The organism is Acinetobacter sp. ANC 5054, from assembly GCF_002135295.1.
GTDB lineage: Bacteria > Pseudomonadota > Gammaproteobacteria > Pseudomonadales > Moraxellaceae > Acinetobacter.
The window spans coordinates 68,915-90,994 of sequence record NZ_NEGG01000016.1 but is presented as its reverse complement, the minus strand read 5'-3'; the positions used below and the strand labels follow the sequence as shown (position 1 = coordinate 90,994).

Below are 22,080 nucleotides of genomic sequence, written 5' to 3'. Positions count from 1 at the left end.
CGATCCCGTCAGCGCCCACCATATTTTTTGCGATGCAGCGGTAGTTCAGTTGGTTAGAATACCGGCCTGTCACGCCGGGGGTCGCGGGTTCGAGTCCCGTCCGCTGCGCCATTTCAAAGAATATAAAAGTTGTAACCCTTTAAGGGCGCTTAGCTCAGTTGGTAGAGCGTCTGCCTTACAAGCAGAATGTCGGCGGTTCGATCCCGTCAGCGCCCACCATATCTTTTAAGATATTGGTTGAGTTTCGAAAGAAACTACGTGATGCAGCGGTAGTTCAGTTGGTTAGAATACCGGCCTGTCACGCCGGGGGTCGCGGGTTCGAGTCCCGTCCGCTGCGCCATTTCTCTTGAAGTTGCAATACAATGTTTTAAGTTCCTGAGACTTGAAATATCAAATACCAAGACTACGCACTCCGTTTGTCTTGCGTCATAAAAACAACAACGTTGTTTTTATTCCTCAGGGCGCTTAGCTCAGTTGGTAGAGCGTCTGCCTTACAAGCAGAATGTCGGCGGTTCGATCCCGTCAGCGCCCACCATATTCTTCTATCAAAAGCTTGCCTAATCAATTCGATTTACATAGAATCCGCTCTATAATAATTTTAATATTGTATGTGATCTATGAGAAATCCATATCAACGCAAGGCAGCGTCAAAAACTCAAACAACAAATTACAATCCACAAGATACCTATAAGCACTTTATTGAAAATATGGTTGCTCAAGGTGGTGTTGTCGCGCTGTATCAAGATGGTTGGGCATTATGTGCGACACCTACTGGACAACGTTCTTTCGCAATTTGGCAAAATAAAGGATTAGCGCGTCTGTTAATCAAAGATAATTGGGCCAATTATGAAATTCAAGAAATTACACTCAAAGATTTTATCGAAAAAGTGATTCCTTATTTACGCAGTGAAAATACCACGGTGTCTTTGGATTTAACGCCAGAAGGGCAAAATATTTTGGTTGCCCCAGAAAAGTTGTTACTCGACCTAAAAAATTATTTATATCAAGTCTATCAACAGCGTCCAGAAGTTTTCGAAAATGTAAAAATACCGCTACCACGCAGTATCCGCCTCAATTAATCTCTTTAAGCATTGTTATTCATCGCTATATTTTAGATTTGAATAGCAGTGCTGCACTTAGTATTCGTTCAAAACCCAGCCACTCAGATAAGCAAAATATTCACGTAACCATGAGTTATAGCGAATGTATAAAGGTGTTGCTGCACTAATGGTATAGATTTCTGTATAGCCAATATGTTTTGCAATCGCTTTAGCACGTGGTAGGTGAAAGTCACTGGTTGCAATTGCAATCGGTTCATCTAACTTAATATTTAAATCCTGAAGGATTTTTTGACTGTTGACTAAGTTTAATTCGGTACTGGTACTCTTTGCTTCTTCAAAGATACGATTTGCAGAAATTGGATAGTGATTTAATACATAAGCTTTCATCACTTCTGCCTCACTGATGCTTTCATTAAAACCGAGCCCACCTGTCATGATTAGTAGAGTCTGAGGTTGTTGCTGGGCAATAGGAGCAGCGGCATCTAAACGTGCTTGTAAAGTCGGCGACGGTTGTCCATTTTCAATACCACTCCCTAAAACAATGATCGCTTTAAGCATTGGTAAATCAGCTGATTTTGATGTGTTGTATTGCAAATAAGCAAAAAATATCACTAAGCTGAATAGCCAAACGCCAAATAAACACCAGCCCATTTTCCATAATTTTTGTAGAAAAGGAGATTGCTGTAATATGCGCTGAATATGTGGACTAAACACAGCACAAATCAGAAAGAAAATGCCAAGAATTAGAGGAATGATAATTCCCAAATGAATTTTGTCTTGGAAAATTAACCAAATACTGTCTACGGTTAAAAGCAGACCTGAAATTAAAAGCAAAATTCTTTTCATAAATATTGGGCGGATTGAATACAGCAACAGAGTGTGTCTAGTGTATCGGGATTGCGGACAATAAAAAACCAGCACTTGCTGCTGGTTTTTTATGAAAGAGCTTAAATTTTAGTAAACATCACGACGGTAACGACCATCAATGCGAAGTTGTTCAACAACCTCATTTCCTAAAATTTCGACAAGGGCTTGGTCGACATCGCTTGCCATACCGTTGATGCTACCGCAGACATAGATCACCGCACCTTGTTTTTCCCATGCACGTAAACGTTCTGCTTGCTCACGCAGCTTATGATGCACATAGATTTTTTCTTCCTGATCGCGAGAGAAGGTTAAATCGATGTGTTGTACAAAGCCTGTAGTCTGCCATGCTTCGATGACATCTTGATAGAAGTAATCGTGATCACGTTGACGCTCACCAAAGATCAGCCAGTTTTGGGTGTAGTCTTGACGTACGCGAGCATGTAATAGGCTCATTAAACCTGCGATACCAGTACCATTACCAATACAAATGACTGGTCGATTATCGGCAATCAAGTGGAATGATTCATTGGTACGAATACGCAGTTGAACCGTGCTGCCCAACTCTGCATGTTGAGTTAACCAACCTGAACCGAGTCCAAGCTCACCTTGCGCATTTGATTGTTGACGCACGACTAAACGTAATACTTGTTGAGTTGGAATACTGGCAATCGAATACTCGCGTGAAGCAAGGGTCGGTAGCTGTTCTAATAAATGATCAGGATTGGCAAAAGGTTCAACTTCAACTGTTAAATTGCGATCCCACAGCGCAGCCTCAATAGGCTGCTGAGTTGAATCCACACGTTGACCGGCTTGAAGTTGATACTGCTGCATAAAGGCTGCAATACGTTCGGGGCTATTGCCAGGTTGAATTTCAGCAATATCACCTGCCTGCCAGTTGGCTTCATGCTGTGGTTTCAATTCAATATTAAATGCAGGCGCACCTAAGCTATTTGGATTGAGCAAATCACGTTTACTTAATGTCCACTGATCAAAGGTTTTTTCAATCTGCATGTTTTGAAGTTCAAGCTTAGTCGCTTTAGCAAGGGCTGTATTCCACGCTTGAACTGCTTGAGCATCGCCATTATCGACTTCAATTGTGTCAAATAACGCTTTAGCACCATTGGCTTGCATCCAAGTGTGAATGGTATGTCCAAAACTACAGAAGGTATCAGGGTATTCCTGTGAACCTAAAGCTAATACACCAAATTCAACATGGCTTAAATCAAGTTTTTGCGACATGATTTTACGTTCAAAGCTCGATGCTAAATCTGGTGCTTCACCTGTACCATAAGTACTGGCAACAAATAAAATTTGAGAAGCTTGAGTTAAGTCTTCTGCAGATAGTTGCTGCACAGGTTTTACAGTGACTGGTTGACGTGCCTCTTGCAAACTGGTCGCTGTACGCCATGCCAATTGTTCAGACATTCCGGTTTGAGATGCATAACAAATCAACCACGGCTGAGCATTTGGATCTACACTCACAGGTGCCAAACTCTGACGTGCTTGTTGAGTCAGTTTTTTCTGCTTGCGACGTTTTAGGTAGAGCATCCAACCTGTCACAAAGAATAATGGCATCATCAGTGAAGCCAAGACCACACAGAACTGATAGATCGGTCCAAAGAAGCTACCACGGTGAACAGGCAGCATGCTGCTCATGATTTTTTCATTGAGCTTTTTATCTGCATAGAGTTCAACATCATTTAAACTTGAATTTTGATAATTATAAGTCGCTTTGTTACGTGCACGTTCGTGTTGTGGTTCGGCATCGACAAAACTAATTTCAAGCTGACCATCGGCTTTTTTAGGCACTGTAAAAGTTACACTTGAATAGTCACGACCCAGTTGTTGGTTAAAACCAGTCCAACTCTGCGTTAAAGCATAATTAATTTGATCGGGTTTTAAGCCTGATTTTTCACGGTCATTATCACGCTGTTCTGTTCTACCACCTTGTTTTGCTTCGGTGTTGCCGTGTTCACGACCTTGATTATTCTCTCCACGGCGCTCGCTACGTTCAGAAGACGCATGTTCGTTTTTAGCTTCACCACGTGCTGGTTTTGCTTCACCGTCTTTCTTTGGACCTTCTTGTAATTGTGCTTGAGGGCGTTCAACACCGAGTACATTAAACATCCCACCGCGCCACCAGTCATACGACCAGTACAAACCAGTGCAGGCTAAAATGAGGTAGAACACAATTACCCATGTGCCGACCACAGCATGTAAGTCCCACAGGAAATTACGACCTTTTAGTTTCGGTTTAACAGCAAGCCATTGTTTAACAGAATGCTTTTTTGGCCAGCGTAAGTACAAACCACTCAAAATAAAATAGATGAGCATCAGGGTACATGCGCCAGTAATTTGTTTACCAACAGGACCAACTGTTAAATTTCGATGCAATTGTTGAACAAATTGGAAGAATGCTTGTCCTTTAATTTCAGGCAATACTTCAGCGGTATACGGGTTAACCATCATGTTAAAACCGCGTCGTGCACCTTCTTTTACAATATTCACAGTGCTTGATGCACTTGGATCTTGAGCAATGGTGACACTATTGATCTTCATTTCTGGGTCGGATTGACTGAAATGTTGATATAGCTGTGCAGGGGGCAGTTTAGGTTGCTGCTGCACCTGAACGGTATAGCTATCCTGATTTAACGCTTTTAAGATTTGCTGTTCATAGGAATAAATTGCACCAGTTACTCCCATAAGAGAGAGAATCAAACCTGCGCTAATCCCCAAGAACCAATGAATTTGGAATAAGGTCTTTTTAAACATGATGGAGAAAGTGTAAATAGAAGGTGGCTGAATTGCGTCGAATTATAAACGATGATTTAGCAGATAATGTGGATTTTGTAAGTAATATTCATTCTCATTATTGTTAATTTCAATCACCAAATGAAAAACACACTCAAATAAAAAAACCTCCAAAGCATGGAGGTTTTTTATTCAAATTCAGAGCAATTGCTTTAGACTGATTTTGCAGGACCTACAGATTCAACCAAGTGTTTACGAATCGTTGAAAATGGGAACTTTTTGCTGTCCATACGTTTCGGTAAAATGTATGCACCGTCCTGACCTTTCACTTTAAAGTTTAAAAGCATAAAGTCTGGTGTGTCATACCATTCATGGATGTCTTTCCAACCGACAGTCATGGTGCCCATGTTAGCACCCATACGTTGCTGCATTGAAATACCATGCGGTTGAACACCCATGCGAATGCCTTTAATTTCTTGAACAGGCACTTCGTTGAGTTTGCGCTTTGCGTACCATTCGATACCAAACTTACGAACAAGGAAGTAGATTACTACGCAGACAATGGCTACCCAGCAAAATACAGTTGAGTAGTTCTTAATGAAAATCAGGCCCAACACAGCAAGTGCAATAATTGCACCCATAATTAGCCATGCTTTTTGGCCAATTTTAAAGTTGCTGCGAGACAGAACAAGTTGTGCATAACGTTGTTCTTCTTCAGAAATATCATAAGCCACTGGCTCTAGCGTATAGGCGTATAAATTTTTTGCGGTCATAGTGAAAGTAACAGATTTAAAACTGGAAAAAGTTTAGCATCATTTAATACAATTCAGTGAGTATATTGTTCCAAAATCATCCAAATTATAAAGATGCCAGTTCGGTGGACTCGCGATCATGTTCATGACTTAAGTTTTGCTTTAACTGACTGAATTGATTTAATAGATTAAACATCAATGAAAACTGTTGTAGCACAATGAGCGATTTTTGATCTTCATCGTTATTTTGCGATAACCGTTGACGAATTTCTTGCAGCATGTTTTGCGCACTTAAGTCTGGTACTTCATCTCGAAGTAGGGCACCTTGAATATCATCCAGTGCTTTATCCAGTAGGTTTAAAACTTGTGGATCGGATATTTTGTCGCGATGCGCACCCAAAGCAGCAATGTAACTGAGAAAGGTGTGGTTCAAACACAGAAACTCAAAAGTTAAGGCTTTTTGCGTTGGATCGAAATCAGGTTCGGTCGCTAAGGTGGAAATCAGTGATGCCACTTCAGCATCGGTATTATGTGCAGCACGACGGACCACGCGATAGTTCAAACCATTGTTACGTCCTGTTTTATACTGCTCAACCACTTCAGCCAAATAATTACATTGCGCTTCAATGGAACGGCTAATGGTGCGTGGCAAACGACGGAATTTCCAATCGGGGAAAATAAAACTCACACCAAACCAAGCTAATGCACAGCCAATTAAGGTATCAATCATACGAGGAATGGCTGCAGCAAAACCCATACCATCTAAGTTAAAATTAATTAACGCTAAAATCGTGATAAACGCTGTCGCTTGCGCATATTGCTTACTGCGTAATTCGAAGAACAACACGCCACTCACGATCAGCAATAATAATTGACCTTCGATGGATGGTACAAAATACAAAATGGCATAGCCCAAACTGATGCCAACCAAAGTCCCAACGATGCGTAAATACAAGCGACGTTTGGTGGCGTTAAAATTGGGTTGGCTGACAAATAAAGCTGTCAATAAAATCCAATAGCCATAACTAATCTCAGTGATTTGCACAAAGACATAACCAATCAAAAGGACAATGGAAAGTCGTACAGCATGACGGAACAAAACGGATTCAGGCGTTAAATGCTGTTTAAAACGAACGACCATGTCATCCCAACCTTTGAGATCATCATCTTTTAAACGGTTTTCAATCAAAGCTTGTTGGTCAATATGCCGTTCTGCTTCAACATTTCGCAGCTGCGCATCAATGCCTTTTAAGTTTTGGTACAGCGAAAACAGCGAATTAATCCAGACTTCATCATAACGTTGTTCTTGGCGCAGCTTTTCTAGAGACAATTTAAGATTGTGAAATGCGTGTTTAAAGCGTTGATTATGGTGATAAGGTTTATGCTGCAAAATGCTTATGCTTAAATCTTTGCATGCTTTACCTTGAATGGATAAGACGCGTTGAAAGCGGAACAAAATATCACTGTGTTCAAATATACGTGTTAGCTTTTGATAATCAATATGTGCAGAGTCGGCACGCTCGTGAATGTCTTGTGCTACAAAATAATATTGTAAACTACGACGTGTATCTTTTTGACCACGATCACCTTTTAAACGGGTGAGTAGTGCAGTTTTCATATCATTGAAAATGGTAGTTAATTTGCCATTTTCCAAGGACAGTTCAATTAAGCTCTGCTGATAACTTTCTGCTGTCATATCGACATCAAATAGATTTGATTTGGCAAACAGAAAATCACCCAAGGAAGAATAGCTTTGTGCCAATTTATCTTGCACTTGGCGTACAGGAAAGAGCAGAAAGCTAATGGTCGATAACAAACCATACCAAACTGCACCAATCACCAATAAACCTGCTTGGCTATACCAATGATCAAACAGTCCTACACCGAGCATTGAATAGACTGAAATGACCAAACAACCATATGAAATGGTGGCATAACGACGCCCGAGTGATCCGAGTAATATCCAGCCGAGACAAGACAAGATCAGGCCAATGGCGAATAAAACAGGATGAGGGAACAGTAGGTAAATTGAAACAGCAGTAATAAAGAAGCCAATATAGGTATAAATTTGGTTCAAAATTCTGACTGAAAATCGGTCATCAATATCACTCAGCCCTGCAGCAACCACACCTAAAGTCAGCGGAATGGTCATCAATTGCTGATCTAGATAATAAGGAACAAATGCAGTACCAGCGAACGCAATGATCATGCGCAGGGTATACATGAAGGTTGTGTTGTAGGTTGCTTGTTTCAGACGTGCGAGCCAGGTGTTCAAGATAATTCCTTTGCTGAAGCAATAGAGCTGAATATGATTGGTATAGTGTGAATTTTCACATTGATACCAAGAAATAATACTATGCACAGTGTAAACTTGTCTGCAAAACTTGCTTGTGATTAACGAAATATTCTTATGTCAGGGACTCACTCAAAAACGGATTATTCTCAGCGTTGGATTTTACTGCTGGCATTGTTGACCGCGCTAGGACCTCTATCTATTGATATGTACTTACCGGCCTTGCCACAAATGGCACAGGACTTTCAGGTTAGTACCCAACAAGTGGCCAATAGTTTGCCGGCTTATTTTCTTGGTTTAGCCATCGGTCAATTAATTTATGGTCCAGTGAGTGACCGAATTGGACGTAAAAAACCATTATATTTCGGCTTGATTTTATATACGCTCGCCAGTTTTCTGTGTGTTTTTGCAGACAATGAATGGAGTTTGATTGCTGCACGTGTATTGCAAGCTTTGGGCGGCTGTGTTGGTGTGGTGATTGCACGGGCTGCGATTCGTGATCGTTTAAGTATGCAAGCTTCAGCGCAAGCATTTGCCAGTATGATGATTGTGATGACCATTGCGCCAGTAGTTGCTCCAACCTTGGGGGCATGGATACTGAGTGTTTTTGAATGGCAATATATTTTTGGTTTATTAATTTTGGTTGGATTGATTTGTCTGACCTGTGTACATTTTTTCTTTAAGGAAACATTAGAGCCTGAACGTCGACTCAATTTAAGCTTTAAGCAAGTTTTACATCTATACAGTGTCATTTTGCAGGATCCAACCTTCCGTAAACCCATGTTAGCAGGGTGTTTTTCAGGTGCGGTCTTGTTTTGTTATATCAGTGCTTCATCTTCTATATTTATGGATGGATATGGACTGAGCCAACAGCATTTTGCCTATGTATTTGGTGGAAATGCAGTGGGTATTATGCTGTTTTCAACTTTGAATAAAAAACTTGCTACACGTATAGATGTACATCACCGTTTAAAAATGGGAAATGTGTTTCAATTGTGTGGAGTGCTCATTTTGCTTGTTGCAGGAGCATTGCATCAAGCGCCTATAGTCATAGTCATGCTCGGGATGTTCTTATGTGTTGCATCCATTGGTTTTACAGGGCCAAATGCAATGGCACTGGCAATGTCTGAACAGGGTTCACGGGCAGGGACAGCGAGTGCCATTATGGGGAGTGCACAATTTGCCTGTGGTTTACTTGGGGGAGTGTTGCTCAACTTTCTGGTCTGGTCAGCGCTCACCAATATGGCGATTGTGATGCTACTGTTTGTTGCCATAGCAATGTACACAAGTCGTGGTTTAACAGCTTTCAAATTAATGCACTAATTTTATTACTCTATACTGAGTTAATATTTAACTTAAGAAAAAAACCATTTATCCACGGACTGGGTAAATGGTTTTTTACATTATGCAGCGCAGAATGTTGCTGTAGATTCACTGTGAAAGCATCATTTCTGTGATTTTGAAAAAAGATCGTGATTGCTTCAAATTTACTATAATTAAGTGAATAAGTCTCATTTGTATTTAAGGCTAATTCTTTCAGTCAAATATGTGACATCCACCGAATGTATTAGGTGAAACATCGGATTTTTAACGATCATTATTATACCTACAAAGTATCACTATAGACCTAAAAGGTATTTGTTGTGGCTTATTCTGCCAGTAGCAGCTGCATAGAATCAGTTTTGATCAAATACTTCACAGTAGTTTTAACGAAAATCATCGCAATTTTACGATTCTGCATTAAAAAAATCGTATTGTAAGCATTTTACTTATAGGGATAGTGCGACTAAAGCACAGATATGCATGGCGAATTTTGTCCGTTCAAATAGCATACATAATAAAGTACCCAAAGATGGGGACTTACAACAATGACTGGACAAAGGTAGAGAGCTTAGGATGAAAACTCAACGTACATTTAAACCAATGAAAACCCTTGTAGTCGCAATGAGTTTGGCGACTGTTTCAATGGCTCATGCGGCAAGCAATACAACTGAAATTGAACAATTACGTGCAGAAGTTGCAGAACTAAAAAGCTTAATTCGTGCACAGCAGCAGGTTCAAGTACAACAGGGCGCTGAAATTCAGCAAGTTAAAGCTCGTCCAGTGGCTCCGCCACCGCCACCAGTTGCGCCAGGTGTTAGTTTAAAATCTAAAGCGGGCGCAGATGTAAGTCTTTATGGTTTTGTTCGTGGTGATGCCAACTACATCATTGAAGGTGCGGATAACGACTTCAACAACGTGCATACTTCAACAGGTGCAACACAAGATAAACTTCGTGCGACTGCAAAAACCACACGTATTGGTTTAGATTTTACTGCACCTGTAGGCGGTGACAATAAAGTTGGCGGTAAAATTGAAGTTGACTTTGCAGATGCTAGTGGTGCAAATGATGGACTTCGTTTACGTCACGGCTATTTAACATATAACGATTGGTTGTTTGGTCAAACAACATCGAACTTCTTGTCTAGCCATGCACCTGAAATGATCGATTTCAATACCAACGTTGGTGGTGGTACGACACGTATTCCACAAGTACGTTATAACGTGAAACTTGCGCCACAAACCCAGTTATTTGTTTCAGCTGAAGAAGGTGACAGTAAAGGTACTGTTGCCGCAGATACATCTTATCGTCTTCCTAACTTAACTGCGAAAGTCGTTCAAGGTTTTGCTGATGGTAAGGGTACAATGTCTGCTCGTGCACTTGTAGAAAACTACAAATCTGAAGCTGCAAATGATACTGAAACTGCTTGGGGCGTGGCAGCGGGTGCAACTTTTGCTGTGACAGATCAGTTAAAGTTAAATGGTGATGTTTCTTACTCTGAAGGGAACAGCAACTATCTATATGGCGCGAACTCTGCTTACTCAGTTGTAGGTGGTGATGTTGAGCAAAATAAATTTACTGCTGTACAAGTGGGTGCAACATACAAGTTTAACGAAAAACTTCGTTCTACTTTAGCGTATGGCGCATTATTTGCTGATGATGGTAGTGCGTATGCTAAAGCTACAGCGAATGCTAATGCCAACGAAGAAGCACAACAGGCATGGATTAACTTCATCTATGCACCTGTTAAACCAATTGAACTGGGTGTGGAATATGTGAATGGTAAGCGTAAGAGCTTTGAGGGCGAGTCTTACAAAGATGACCGCGTTGGTTTAATGGCGAAATATAGCTTCTAAACTCAAATATGCAATTTTGATCAATAAAAAAGCCTGACAATGTTCAGGCTTTTTTTTATAACTGTTTGTTGAATTAACTCAAATTGACGTACATCCATAAACGGAAGGAACGATTCAACTGCATGAGTATAGATGTTGAGCCTGTAATTGAGTTTGTAAGTGAAGACAAAGTATTCATACCTGTTTCTTGTTTTTAATATTTTATAAAGATAAAAAATGAAAATGCATTTAAATAAAAACAAATAGATATAACTTTAAATTATAGAAAAAATAACTTTTTGTAATAAAAACTACTGAAATTTATAAAAAGTCTAAGCATAATGTGCGACTTTTAAACGTAACACGGGTCGTACTTTTATCTAAGCTCAGCATTTGATCTTGTTTGGCTTAACTTCGTAAAGCTAATTGATTTAGAGCAGATGATATTTAAATCATTTAGCTCAATTCAAGGTGAATGAAAGTATTGTCGAACATGTGCAGTTAAAAATTTATGTACTTTCCCTGTTTTGGATTCGCGCTGCTATTTAACTTTACGCCGCATTTTTATGCTTTGTATGCTTTTTATAATTTTGATTGAAATTAAGCGTATCTGCTCACTAATATGAGTTGCAATTGCATGATTCTTAACTTGCTCTTAGGGTTTAGAACGCACATACGACTTAAGAAGAATCGAACATCATCTAGCAAAAAAGTTAGGTCATGATCTGAAAAAAGCATACGTAAAATAAAGCTATCATTTTTAGGAAGTTTTATATGGATTATATTTTGAATCCGACGTTTAGTCTGATGCTTGCAGTATTGGTGCTTTATATTGGGCGTTTTCTTAATAAGCACATTCCTTTCTTAACCAAATACAATATTCCAGAACCTGTTGCTGGTGGTTTGGTTGGTGCAATTATTTTTTTCATACTTCATCAATTTTTTGGTTATACCATTGCAGTAAATAAACCTATGCAAGATACATTCATGTTGATGTTCTTTGCTTCAATTGGTTTGAGTGCAAATTTTGCAAAATTGAAAGAAGGTGGAAAGCCTTTGGTTATTTTCCTGCTGGCGATTTCAGTTTTTGTTGTCATTCAAAATGCGGTTGGTATGGCTGTAGCAACTACAGTTGGTCTGGATCCATTAATGGGAATTATTGCAGGCTCTATTGCGTTGGTTGGTGGACTAGGTACTGCAGGTGCGTGGGGTCCTATTTTTGAGACTAAATATGCAGTTGAAGGTGCATTACCTATGGGTATCGCGAGTGCTACCTTCGGTATGATCGTTGGTGGTTTGATGGGTGGACCATTAGCCCGTTATCTCATTAAAAAGCATAATTTGGCAAAGCCTTTGACCGAAGCAACACAAATTGATAATGACAATAAGCCTATTGCGGACAGTGAATATATTTTTGAAGCACCAAAGAAAGTCCGCTTAATTACTGCAGATAATGCAATCGTAACCTTAGGCATGTTCGCATTTGCATTGGCTTTTGCGGAAATCATGAAAAATCTAACGATTGGGACGACGTTTGAATTACCAACATTCGTTTGGGCCCTTGCTGGCGGTATTATTTTACGAAATGTTGTTGAAACAGGTTTTAAACGTGAGATTTTTGACCGTTCGATTGATGTGTTTGGCAATACGGCTCTAGCACTTTTTCTTGCTATGGCATTGGTTTCACTCAAGCTTTGGCAAATGGCAGATTTAGCTATTCCAATGATATTGTTATTAATTGCACAATCGATTGCGATGTGGGTATTTGCAGTTTATGTGTCATTTCGTGTCATGGGTAAAAACTATGACTCAGCTGTATTAGCTGCAGGTTTGTGTGGTTTTGGTATGGGTGCAACACCAAATGCGATTGCCAATATGCAAGCGATTACACGTATGTATGGACCTTCTCATCGTGCATTCTTGATCGTTCCTTTAGTGGGTGCTTTCTTTATTGACCTTGTAAATGTGGTTGTCATCCAAGGTATGCTCCAAATATTTGGTTAATGAATGATTTGACTGAATTAAAAAAGCTCCGTTTGTGGGGCTTTTTTATTATTGTTGCTTTATTTTTCGATGTTTGTCACTTACTGAAAAATCTAAAGACTAGAGCCAATGTGTCAATCTTGATAAGCGATATATAATAAACGCGGTCGTTTAAGCCTATTGATCGGGTATTACTGAAAGATAACAGTGATCAATCAATCGGCAGTTTAGACTACTTAATTCTTGAAATGACCTCCACTCCCGAAGTAAAGAGCTAGTATTTGGAAATTCTCTCGATGAAAAGCATAACTGTTTTGATGACAACCCTAGCTATTAGTCTAGTGGGGTGCCAAAGCGTAAGTTCAAAACCATCTACTGCACAAACCACAGCTGAAGTTCAGCGATATACCGCTGCACCTGCACAAATTGCAGAAAATCGCATTGACTTTAAAAAAGTTAAAAAGCAAGAAAAGCGTCCAATTGTTGCTCTGGTTTTAGGTAGTGGTGGTGCACGCGGTTATGCACATATCGGTGCAATCCAAATTTTAGAACAGCAGGGGATTCATCCTGATTTTATCGTTGGAACCAGTGCAGGTAGTCTTGTTGGCTCGATCTACGCTTCAGGAAAAAGTGCAGAAGAATTACGCCACATTGCGCTCAATATGAAGGCTAATGATGTTCGCGATATCCGCTTAGATCGAAAAGGCTTTTTTGATGGTAAAAAAGTTGAAGATTTTATTAATCAACAAGTGGATGACGTGCCATTAGAGTTGTTAAAAACGCCAATGTATGTGGTGGCAACTGAACTGAAAGATGGTAAAAAAGTCGTTTTCAACTACGGGAATACGGGGCAGGCAGTGCGTGCTTCGGTGTCGATTCCGAGTATGTTTATTCCAACGGTTATTGAAAATACAGAATATGTCGATGGTGGTTTGGTCAGTCCAGTGCCTGTCGACGTTGCACGAGATCTAGGAGCAGATATTATTATCGCGGTGGATATTTTGGCACGCCCAATCCATACCGAAACTTCAAATGTTTGGGGCTTGTTCAACCAAAATATTAATATTATGCAGACTCGACTTGCACAGGAAGAATTGAAAAGAGCGGATATTGTCATTCAGCCTGATTTGCGAGAAAAAGCCCATATCTTCGATGTAAAAGGGCGCGAAGCAACCATACTTGCAGGTGAAGAAGCAACTTTAGAAAAGTTGGGTGAGATCGCTAAAGTTTATACAGCGCACAAATATAGTACGGGACATAAGATTCATTTTGTTGCGACACCAGAGATTGAGACTGCGAAAAATAACTAATCAGTATGGGCATCAAGCAGAACAGATTTGCTTGGTGCTCCATAAATTAAGATAAAAAATTTTAAATTAAATTTTCAGTCATGCTCAAAATAGACTCCAGCAATCGCTATAAAGTATAAATAAGGCCGAATATTGAATTAAAATAGCAGAGATTCAAAAATATTTGGATTTAATTATTTGAAATTACTTAAGAAAATATGATTAATTGATAATAACTTTTAGATAATATTATATACCTATATTAGCCTTTTTATTCATAAAGTTAAGTTTACCGTTTATTAGAAAATGGTTAGACTGCACTTAATTATTTATAGTTTTAATCAATAACTCATACTGAGGAGAATTGAGATGAAAAAACTTGAAATTGGGCAAAAAGTAAAGCTCGCATTGATGGAAAATAGCGTGTTTATTATCACAGAGATTCATGTAGATAATAGTTATACTGTTGAAAGTACCAATGACGGTGGTCAAAAAATTAGCTATGACAATGTGTCATTCGAGATGTTAAAAGTCTTAAATGATTAATGCCTGTTGATCAGTCTTTAGGATTTAAAGATTGCTGCTAAAATTTTTAAATCGGAAGAGATATTTTTGTAAATTGAATAAAAACATAATGTGCTTAAATATTAGGCAAAATTGTATTAAAACCCTGTTTGGAATAAGATTTCGGTGGCATTAATATATATTTTACTGAATGATGACATGATCACCATAAATAATAATGATGGTTTTTTTGCCGAATTGAACATTCATTTCCGATTAAAATCTATATAATAATCACATTAATCATTGTTATATCACGAGTCTAGAGAAACAAGATGTCCCCATTAGATCAAATTGCGAATGCACTAGACGACCAGTCAGAATTATCTATGTCAGTGTTAATGACACCAGACATGGCAAATTTTTCGGGTAATGTGCATGGTGGAACGATTTTAAAATTGTTAGACCAAGTGGCGTATGCTTGTGCAAGTCGTTACTCTGGTAGCTATGTGGTGACACTATCTGTAGATAAAGTAAATTTTAAAGAACCGATTCATGTAGGTGAGTTGGTCACTTTCCTCGCAAGTGTGAACCATGTTGGTCGTACTTCAATGGAAATCGGTATTCGTGTTGAAGCGCAAAATATTCAAAAGCGCACTGTACGCCATACCAATAGCTGCTATTTCACAATGGTTGCTGTGGATGAACAAGGTAAGCCTAAACAAATTCCAGCACTCAATTTAGATAATGATTGGAAACGATGCCGTTTTGAAGCGGCTGAACATCGTAAAGTGGCACGCTTACAAGAAAATCATCATCCTTCGTGCAGTATCTATAAAAAAGCAACAAAAGCGAATTAATCGAATATTGATAAAAAAGATCACTTAATGTGGTCTTTTTTTTGTGCTCGATATTTGTGGCTCATTAACACGATTTAAAATAATTCCGACTGTGCTACTAAAGTTTATGGGGGAATTTGCAATGATGGGATAGTTTTTACCAATAAATCTGGCTAAAATAAAACGATACGTAGCGTTTCGTTTTTTGAATTATGAGTGAAACTGAAAAAACTTCTCGTCGGAAGCAATGTATCTTGCAAGCGGTTGCGGATGCTTTACAAGAGTGTGATTACAGCACTTTAACGATTGAAGATATTGCTGCGCGTGCTGGGGTGGGAAAATCGACGATCTATCGCTGGTGGAAGCATAAAGCTGACTTGGTGTTTGACACGTTTAAAGAGCAAACCATTTCTATCTTCGAATTGGATTTAACCCAAAGTTTGCAATACAACTTAAATCAGCAATTGATTAAGCTTTCCTATGCTTTAAATCAACATGTGGGTCGGGCGCTATTGGTCGTTTTAGCTGAACATCGTGAGGCAGCTGGAGAATTTTTTAAGCAATATTTGTTGCCTCGCCGTGAAGCGACACGCACACTCATTGAATTGGCGATACAACGAGGTGAAGTTCGTGCTGATTATCCTTTCGATTTGATGCTCGATATGTTGTATGGACCGATTCACTATCAGATCATTTTTTTTAATCGTAAACCTGATGCAGATTATATCCAGCGCTTGGTCGAACTAGCACTTACACCGGTCTTACTTCAACCATCAACTGATTTACAAGAAAGTTGAGTGTGATGACGACAACGCAAAACATACAGCTTTGGAATAGGTCATTTATTTTTTGCTTATGCAATAATCTATTTTTATTTACCTATTATTTTGCCTTATTGACCATTTTACCCATCTATATCATGAAAGATTTGGGTGGATCGGTGCAACAAGCCGGCATGGCTTTGACTCTATTCTTAGTGTCCTCTATTTCTATTCGACCATTTTCAGGCATGATCATTGAACGTGTTGGTAAAGCACGTTCGGTCAGAATCGCAGGCTTCATTTTTGTATTGTTTGCTTTTAGCCATATCTGGATTGATAGCATGTGGTCATTGTTATTGATTCGTTTTATTCATGGATTTTGGTTCAGCATCTTGACTACTGCAAATGTGCCGATTGTGAATGATTACATTCCAGATGAGCGTAAAGGATCGGGCATGGGCTACTTTGTCATGTCGACCAATTTAGGCGTGGTCATTGGTCCATTCCTCGCTTTAACCGTCATTCAATTTACGAGTTTTAAAATGCTGTTCGCATTATTGGCTTGTATCGTTGCGGTGGGGTACATCTTTACATGGTTGATTCAAATTCAAGAACATGCCATTTCACATGCGACAGTTATAGATTTGACTGTTCCCAAAAAATCGATTCAATTTCATGATGTGATAGAAACAAAAGTATTGGCGATCGGATTGATTGGCTTGCTGACAGCATTTGCATATTCCAGTGTAATGAGTTTCATCACCGCATATGCAGAAGTGAAGCATTTACTTACTTATACTGGTGCATTCTTTATCGTTTTTGCTGTGTCGATGCTTATAGTTCGACCGTGGGTCGGTAAAATCTATGATAGTAAAGGTCCAAATGCTGTGATTTATCCATCCTTTATTTTTTTCGCAATTGGTCTTGTGATTGTGAGCTTTTTAAGCAATGAATGGGTGTTGTGGATCTCGGCAGTATTTATGGGCATTGGTTATGGTTCGGTGTTTCCATGCTTGCAAACAGTGGCGATTCAATCCGTCGAAAAAGCACGCATGGGGCATGCAATTTCTACCTTCTTTGCCTTGTTTGATATTGGCTTAGCTGTTGGCTCAGTCATTATGGGGCTATTCATCGCTTGGATGGGGTTTCAAGTAACTTATATATTTTGTGCAGTCATGGTGGTGTTCACTTTGTGGGTTTATCGCAGCTTAGTGGCAAAAAAACTTAAACGCAGTGCTTTGGGAGCTGAATAATGGAATTACGACATCTACGATACTTTATTGCGGTTGCTGAAGAACTGAATTTTACCAAGGCTGCACAGCGCATGTGTACGGTTCAGCCTTCTTTAAGTCAGCAAATTAAAGACTTAGAACAAGAAGTTGGCGTACAACTCCTGATGCGTACAAATCGCAAAGTGGAGTTGACTACAGAAGGCGTGGCTTTTTTAAAAGAGGCACGCTTAAGTTTGGAGCATGCTGAAAAAGCGATTATGGATGCAAGGCAAATAGCTCAACTGAGCAAAGAGCAATTGAATATAGGTTTTGTTCCTGTGGCGGAAATGAAGGTATTTCCGTACATCATGCCAAATATTCGTGCGCAATTTCCTGAGCTAAAAATTCATTTTCATAGTTTGATGGATATTGATCAAATCGCAGCGGTACGTAAAGGGGAGATTGATATAGCATTTACTCGCTATATTGAAGAAAGCCCTGAAATTGAAGCTGTACAGATTTTTTCAGAACCCCTTGCATTGATTGTACCCAAGAATTCACCGCTGGCTGAACAACGTCATATCAGCATTAAAAGCATGAATAATCAAGATTTTATTATCAGTGATGAACATTCATCACCTGAATTACATCGCATCGTTCAAGAGTTTTTTAAGCAAAATAAATTAAATGTTAATTTGGTGCAGCATTCAACCAATATTCTACTGAATGTCAATTTGGTCGGTATGGGTGTAGGCTGGAGCTTGGTACCGTCATATGTGATTCCTTTACTTGGCGATAAAATCGTGGTGAAAAGTACTGTTGAACCCTTACCGAATATTGGTTTGTACGCAAGCTACCGCAAAGATCGTAAAAATGAAGCGATTGAGTTGATTTTAAAAGTTTTAAAAGAACAGTTCTATATGGGCTTTTTCTAAGCATGGCTGGATCAAAGCATTAATTTTAAAAAAAATCCCAATGTTTCGACATTGGGATTTTTTATTGCGGATTTACTGCTTAAAGCTTATTTGAACCATTTATTCCAATAGGGCTTCAGACCGCGATATGCCAAGAAGCCAATTAATAGGATTAAATACAGTGGCCATATGGTAATTAATACCACCACTAAGCTTAAAACAAATTGCCAGCCTTGTTGGATACCGTACCATGCACGCTGCCAGAAACTGTCGCCATTCAGCTGAGCAACGGCGTCTAAGTTAATGTCCTGATGCTCACGCACCGTCGTCGGTTGAGTGAATGCGATCACGATGGTGCTATAACGCACGCGGTCTTGAACCTCTAAACGGGTTAAACGAGATATTTCGCTCATTTGTGCCGAGGCAACATTATTAGGAATCGCCTGCGTCTGCCCAATTTTTTCTTCCAGCAGTTTTAATTCATAGCGTTTGGCACTGTACTGTTGTCGGTTTAAAAAGTGCATCAGTGGCAGCAATTGATTGACAAAATGAGCTGCTTTTTCACTTGGAATACGCACAATCATTTCTGCTTGTGGTTCAACTTTTTCAAAGATGCGAATTTTGCCATCGGCAATTGGATGCGACGTGCTTTCACGGACCACGAAGTCGATATTTTTTTGTTCTAAAAAACCACCCGACTCTAAGCTGAGTTTTTCAATCTCAAGTGCTGTTTTTACAACATCTTTGGACTCGAAATTCACATTGGCTTCACGCACCATTCTGCGTGAGGCTTCAGCAGGGTTCACTTGGTCATTTAAAATGGTGTCAGGTTTTTGTTCGGTCACAGGCGTGGTCGAAGGGGCATTCACATCAGCATTTTCTGCTGGACTATTTGCTACGCTTTCAGTTTGAGCCGTCATGCTATCTTGAGCGGATGTGCTGGCTTCGCTTGCGATTTCTTCAGTTTTTTTGGAGCAGCCTGAAACCAGCACCATGCTCATCGCAAGAATTAATATCGTCTTTTTCATTTATGTATGGCTCAAAAGTTAAAAGTATTGAGTTGTAGTATGTATTTGAATGATCAATGGTTTATTTTAAATTAAAGGTCAGTCTTATTTTGGCTGGCAGTATTGTATCGGAAACTACGAAACGATGAATTGATCGCAACATAACACTACAAAAACAGAGGTATAGTTGAAATGGATAAAAATAAACTGTGGACTAAAAAATGAATTTAAAAACAATGAAGTTATATAGCAATACCCGATCTCGCAGTAACACGATTCTACCTTTGCTTAAAGAATTAGGTATCGTGGATCAGGTTGAAATTATCGAAATACCCTATGAAAAAATGCATGAGGCTGAATATTTAAACATCAATCCAATGGGGAAAGTACCATGCTTGGTCGATGGTGATTCGGTGGTGACTGAAACAGCAGCGATTTTCGCTTATCTTACTGATAAATATATCGAGAAGGGCTTTGCTCCCGCATTGAATGATCCGAAACGTGGTGAATATTTGAAATGGTTATTCTTCTGTCATGGCCCTTTGACTGAATACATGGATATGAAAAGCGTCAAAGTCACAGCTGAACAAATGGAAGCACAAAAAACTGGACTCAGTTTTGGCAATGAGCAGTTATTATTAGATTTTATAAAAATTGGATTAAGTAGAGCCAACCCATATTTATTGGGGGAGAAGATCACCGCAGCCGATTTGTATTTGGCTTATTGGCTGGTCTATGCGATGTCTTTTAAAATTATTCCATATTTAGACGAGTTCAAGCCTTTTATACAAGGTATACAGCAACGTGAATCTGTTAAAGATGTACATTGGTTTCAGGCGGTTTAAGCAAATGAAAAGAAAAAACCACGTATTTAGCGTGGTTTTTTCATTTGATTACAGCATTATTTTGCGTGCAATTTCGCAAACAATTGTTGGCTGATGCTGTCCAAAGTTTGTGGAATTGCAATCGCTGCTACGAAACGGTCTGGACGTAAAACCACGACAGATTCATTGGTTTTACCTAACCAGCCACGAATATCGGTACCGATATCGCCAATCGTGATCACGTTGTCATACTTGGTACGTTTTTCATTGCCAAGCTGAACCGCAGGGATCACTTGAATGAATTTCACACCGAGCTTTTGCCATTTTTGCATAGACGCTTCAGATAGACCCCATTTTGGATCTACACCCCAAGCTAAAATTGCAAAATCGTTGCCAATCACTTCATCAAGTAAAACAGTTTCACCTGATTCAAGTTGAACATTTGGCTGGATAAACATTTTACCCACTGGAGAATCTTTCGTGCCGTTATTCACCAATGCGCCATCGTTATATTTTGGCATTGGTTTAAAACGCATTTCCAATAAGTATTGTTTAATTGGCTTGATGTAGTTCAATGCATACGCGATACCATCACGAACAAAACCTTGCCATTTTTTCGGTGGTGCAAGCACGTGACCCGCCATTACAGAAAGGTCGATCATTGCTTTTGCATGGTCTTTACGTTCAACTTGGTAAGAGTCGAGTAATTCAGGACCCGCTTTACCTTGTACAACCAATGCCACTTTCCATGCAAGGTTGAATGCATCACGCATACCGCTGTTATAACCCTGACCTTGCCATACCGGCATAATGTGCGCAGCATCACCAGCAAGTAAAATACGGTCTACACGGAATTTGTCTGCAATACGCGCATTGTGTGTATAAACACGTTGGCGAATTACTTCAATACCATCTGTAGTTGGTAGAACTTTAGAAAGAAGTTTTGCAATGTTTTCTGGTTTGCTGAGTTCTTCTTGAGTTTCACCTGGCATCACCATGAACTCGAAACGACGAATACCATGAGGAAGTGCCGCAGATACATATGGACGTACTGGGTCACAGCATAGGTAAATGTGCGGTGTCGCTAATGGGTCATTGTCGATATCAACAACGATCCATTGATTTGGTGCAGTTTCACCGTCAAAGGCGATGTTAAGTGTGCGGCGTACAATCGAGTTACCGCCATCACAAGCGATTAAGTACTGTGCTTTAACCGTTTCTGGATTGCCATCTTTGTCTGTAATATTTAAAGTCACACCATTAGCATCTTGGTGGAATTCAGACAATTGACGAGAAAACAATACTTGAGTTTTTTCGTATAGGCTTAAACCTTGAAGTAGGACATTGTCTACTTGTGGTTGGATAAATGCGTTACGACGAGAGAAACCAAATTCACGAGTCAGTGGTTGAATGTCTGCAAAGCAGCGACCTTTTGGAGTCAAGAAACGCATTGCATGATTTGGTGTTGTATGTGGTAAGACTTGATCCACTAAACCCAAAGATTGGATTGTACGTAATGATTCATCATCAATACCAATCGCACGTGGGTAGTCGATTAAGCTATCAAGCTGTTCGATCACAGTAACTTGTACACCTTGCTTACTTAAATAGTTCGCAATGGTTAGACCTACAGGACCAGCACCTAGAATGGCAACTTCCGTTGTGTAATTTGCTTTATTGCTCATGCGTAAACATCCAATCACTTTCACATATGACCCTATTAAGGATGAGTTTGTAGAACTGAACAAGCTATGCATAAGTCGAAACGATGAATTCAATTCCTTAGTTTTTTGCTGTGTTTTGTTTTATATTATTGATATATATATGTTTATATAAAAAACATCCATATTTTTGAGTGATTTATCAAT

17 protein-coding genes and 4 tRNA genes are annotated in these 22,080 nt (G+C 39.4%); 15 read left to right on the top strand and 6 right to left on the bottom strand.

Features of this window, described 5'->3' with window-relative positions:
* Positions 1-34: 34 nt before the first annotated feature.
* The 5 genes from B9T33_RS14810 (at position 35) to B9T33_RS14790 (ending at position 1,079) form a co-directional block, all read left to right on the top strand.
* A tRNA-Asp gene (locus tag B9T33_RS14810) sits at positions 35-111 on the top strand.
* 32 nt (positions 112-143) lie between these two features.
* Positions 144-219, top strand: a tRNA-Val gene (locus tag B9T33_RS14805).
* A 44-nt stretch (positions 220-263) separates the two neighbouring features.
* Positions 264-340: transfer RNA gene (locus B9T33_RS14800), tRNA-Asp, on the top strand.
* A gap of 119 nt (positions 341-459) precedes the next feature.
* Positions 460-535: transfer RNA gene (locus B9T33_RS14795), tRNA-Val, on the top strand.
* An 82-nt stretch (positions 536-617) separates the two neighbouring features.
* A complete protein-coding gene (locus B9T33_RS14790; protein WP_086179649.1) occupies positions 618-1,079 on the top strand; it encodes a DUF2750 domain-containing protein in 462 nt (153 codons plus the stop codon).
* A 57-nt stretch (positions 1,080-1,136) separates the two neighbouring features.
* Here the strand turns inward: B9T33_RS14790 and B9T33_RS14785 are convergent, their stop codons facing one another.
* The 4 genes from B9T33_RS14785 to yccS form a co-directional block, all read right to left on the bottom strand.
* Positions 1,137-1,907 carry a YdcF family protein gene (locus B9T33_RS14785; protein WP_086179648.1) on the bottom strand — a complete coding sequence of 257 codons (771 nt, stop codon included), beginning with the start codon at positions 1,905-1,907 and terminating at the stop codon, positions 1,137-1,139.
* Between the two features lie 108 nt (positions 1,908-2,015).
* On the bottom strand, positions 2,016-4,700 hold the full coding sequence (locus B9T33_RS14780) for a PepSY domain-containing protein (protein ID WP_086179647.1): 2,685 nt from the start codon (positions 4,698-4,700) through the stop codon (positions 2,016-2,018).
* Positions 4,701-4,891: 191 nt separating this feature from the next.
* Positions 4,892-5,452, bottom strand: a complete 561-nt coding sequence (locus tag B9T33_RS14775) for a YcxB family protein (protein WP_086179646.1) — start codon at positions 5,450-5,452, stop codon at positions 4,892-4,894.
* Positions 5,453-5,537: 85 nt separating this feature from the next.
* Positions 5,538-7,706, bottom strand: a complete 2,169-nt coding sequence (gene yccS / locus B9T33_RS14770) for a YccS family putative transporter (protein ID WP_086179659.1) — start codon at positions 7,704-7,706, stop codon at positions 5,538-5,540.
* A gap of 135 nt (positions 7,707-7,841) precedes the next feature.
* On the opposite strand from yccS, the gene B9T33_RS14765 reads away from it, so the two are divergent.
* From B9T33_RS14765 to B9T33_RS14730, 9 genes are all read left to right on the top strand, one after another.
* A complete protein-coding gene (locus tag B9T33_RS14765) occupies positions 7,842-9,047 on the top strand; it encodes a multidrug effflux MFS transporter (RefSeq protein ID WP_086179645.1) in 1,206 nt (401 codons plus the stop codon).
* 573 nt (positions 9,048-9,620) lie between these two features.
* On the top strand, positions 9,621-10,901 hold the full coding sequence (locus B9T33_RS14760) for a DcaP family trimeric outer membrane transporter (protein WP_086179644.1): 1,281 nt from the start codon (positions 9,621-9,623) through the stop codon (positions 10,899-10,901).
* Between the two features lie 753 nt (positions 10,902-11,654).
* A complete protein-coding gene (gene gltS, locus B9T33_RS14755) occupies positions 11,655-12,884 on the top strand; it encodes a sodium/glutamate symporter (protein ID WP_086179643.1) in 1,230 nt (409 codons plus the stop codon).
* Between the two features lie 296 nt (positions 12,885-13,180).
* Complete coding sequence (locus tag B9T33_RS14750) at positions 13,181-14,173, top strand: patatin-like phospholipase family protein (protein ID WP_416202603.1); 993 nt, start codon at positions 13,181-13,183, stop codon at positions 14,171-14,173.
* Between the two features lie 348 nt (positions 14,174-14,521).
* Positions 14,522-14,698, top strand: a complete 177-nt coding sequence (locus tag B9T33_RS16505) for a hypothetical protein (RefSeq protein WP_171263652.1) — start codon at positions 14,522-14,524, stop codon at positions 14,696-14,698.
* A 293-nt stretch (positions 14,699-14,991) separates the two neighbouring features.
* A complete protein-coding gene (locus B9T33_RS14745; RefSeq protein WP_086179641.1) occupies positions 14,992-15,516 on the top strand; it encodes an acyl-CoA thioesterase in 525 nt (174 codons plus the stop codon).
* 191 nt (positions 15,517-15,707) lie between these two features.
* The gene (locus B9T33_RS14740; protein WP_086179640.1) at positions 15,708-16,292 is read left to right on the top strand and encodes a TetR/AcrR family transcriptional regulator; all 585 of its coding nucleotides are present in this window, start codon (positions 15,708-15,710) and stop codon (positions 16,290-16,292) included.
* Positions 16,293-16,297: 5 nt separating this feature from the next.
* Complete coding sequence (locus B9T33_RS14735; RefSeq protein WP_086179639.1) at positions 16,298-17,509, top strand: MFS transporter; 1,212 nt, start codon at positions 16,298-16,300, stop codon at positions 17,507-17,509.
* Positions 17,509-18,402, top strand: a complete 894-nt coding sequence (locus tag B9T33_RS14730; RefSeq protein ID WP_086179638.1) for a LysR substrate-binding domain-containing protein — start codon at positions 17,509-17,511, stop codon at positions 18,400-18,402. Before B9T33_RS14735 ends, B9T33_RS14730 begins: the two co-directional genes overlap by 1 nt.
* Before the next feature lie 86 nt (positions 18,403-18,488).
* Here B9T33_RS14730 and B9T33_RS14725 read toward each other — a convergent pair whose 3' ends face one another.
* Entirely contained in the window at positions 18,489-19,409 is a 921-nt protein-coding gene (locus tag B9T33_RS14725; protein ID WP_086179637.1) for a DUF4349 domain-containing protein, read from the bottom strand.
* Between the two features lie 215 nt (positions 19,410-19,624).
* Here B9T33_RS14725 and B9T33_RS14720 point away from each other — a divergent pair, with 215 nt between their 5' ends.
* The gene (locus tag B9T33_RS14720; RefSeq protein ID WP_086179658.1) at positions 19,625-20,233 is read left to right on the top strand and encodes a glutathione S-transferase family protein; all 609 of its coding nucleotides are present in this window, start codon (positions 19,625-19,627) and stop codon (positions 20,231-20,233) included.
* A gap of 56 nt (positions 20,234-20,289) precedes the next feature.
* Here the strand turns inward: B9T33_RS14720 and B9T33_RS14715 are convergent, their stop codons facing one another.
* Positions 20,290-21,897 carry a bifunctional 3-(3-hydroxy-phenyl)propionate/3-hydroxycinnamic acid hydroxylase gene (locus B9T33_RS14715; protein WP_086179636.1) on the bottom strand — a complete coding sequence of 536 codons (1,608 nt, stop codon included), beginning with the start codon at positions 21,895-21,897 and terminating at the stop codon, positions 20,290-20,292.
* Between the last annotated feature and the right edge of the window lie 183 nt (positions 21,898-22,080).

Coding starts and splice junctions, on each gene's coding strand:
- B9T33_RS14740 (WP_086179640.1), top strand. CDS start 15,708: ATGAGTGAAACTGAAAAAACTTCTCGTCGGAAGCAATGTATCTTGCAA.
- B9T33_RS14725 (WP_086179637.1), bottom strand. CDS start 19,409: ATGAAAAAGACGATATTAATTCTTGCGATGAGCATGGTGCTGGTTTCA.
- B9T33_RS14760 (WP_086179644.1), top strand. CDS start 9,621: ATGAAAACTCAACGTACATTTAAACCAATGAAAACCCTTGTAGTCGCA.
- B9T33_RS14715 (WP_086179636.1), bottom strand. CDS start 21,897: ATGAGCAATAAAGCAAATTACACAACGGAAGTTGCCATTCTAGGTGCT.
- B9T33_RS14730 (WP_086179638.1), top strand. CDS start 17,509: ATGGAATTACGACATCTACGATACTTTATTGCGGTTGCTGAAGAACTG.
- gltS (WP_086179643.1), top strand. CDS start 11,655: ATGGATTATATTTTGAATCCGACGTTTAGTCTGATGCTTGCAGTATTG.
- B9T33_RS14775 (WP_086179646.1), bottom strand. CDS start 5,452: ATGACCGCAAAAAATTTATACGCCTATACGCTAGAGCCAGTGGCTTAT.
- B9T33_RS14790 (WP_086179649.1), top strand. CDS start 618: ATGAGAAATCCATATCAACGCAAGGCAGCGTCAAAAACTCAAACAACA.
- B9T33_RS14780 (WP_086179647.1), bottom strand. CDS start 4,700: ATGTTTAAAAAGACCTTATTCCAAATTCATTGGTTCTTGGGGATTAGC.
- B9T33_RS14785 (WP_086179648.1), bottom strand. CDS start 1,907: ATGAAAAGAATTTTGCTTTTAATTTCAGGTCTGCTTTTAACCGTAGAC.
- B9T33_RS16505 (WP_171263652.1), top strand. CDS start 14,522: ATGAAAAAACTTGAAATTGGGCAAAAAGTAAAGCTCGCATTGATGGAA.
- B9T33_RS14765 (WP_086179645.1), top strand. CDS start 7,842: ATGTCAGGGACTCACTCAAAAACGGATTATTCTCAGCGTTGGATTTTA.
- B9T33_RS14750 (WP_416202603.1), top strand. CDS start 13,181: ATGACAACCCTAGCTATTAGTCTAGTGGGGTGCCAAAGCGTAAGTTCA.
- B9T33_RS14735 (WP_086179639.1), top strand. CDS start 16,298: ATGACGACAACGCAAAACATACAGCTTTGGAATAGGTCATTTATTTTT.
- B9T33_RS14720 (WP_086179658.1), top strand. CDS start 19,625: ATGAAGTTATATAGCAATACCCGATCTCGCAGTAACACGATTCTACCT.
- B9T33_RS14745 (WP_086179641.1), top strand. CDS start 14,992: ATGTCCCCATTAGATCAAATTGCGAATGCACTAGACGACCAGTCAGAA.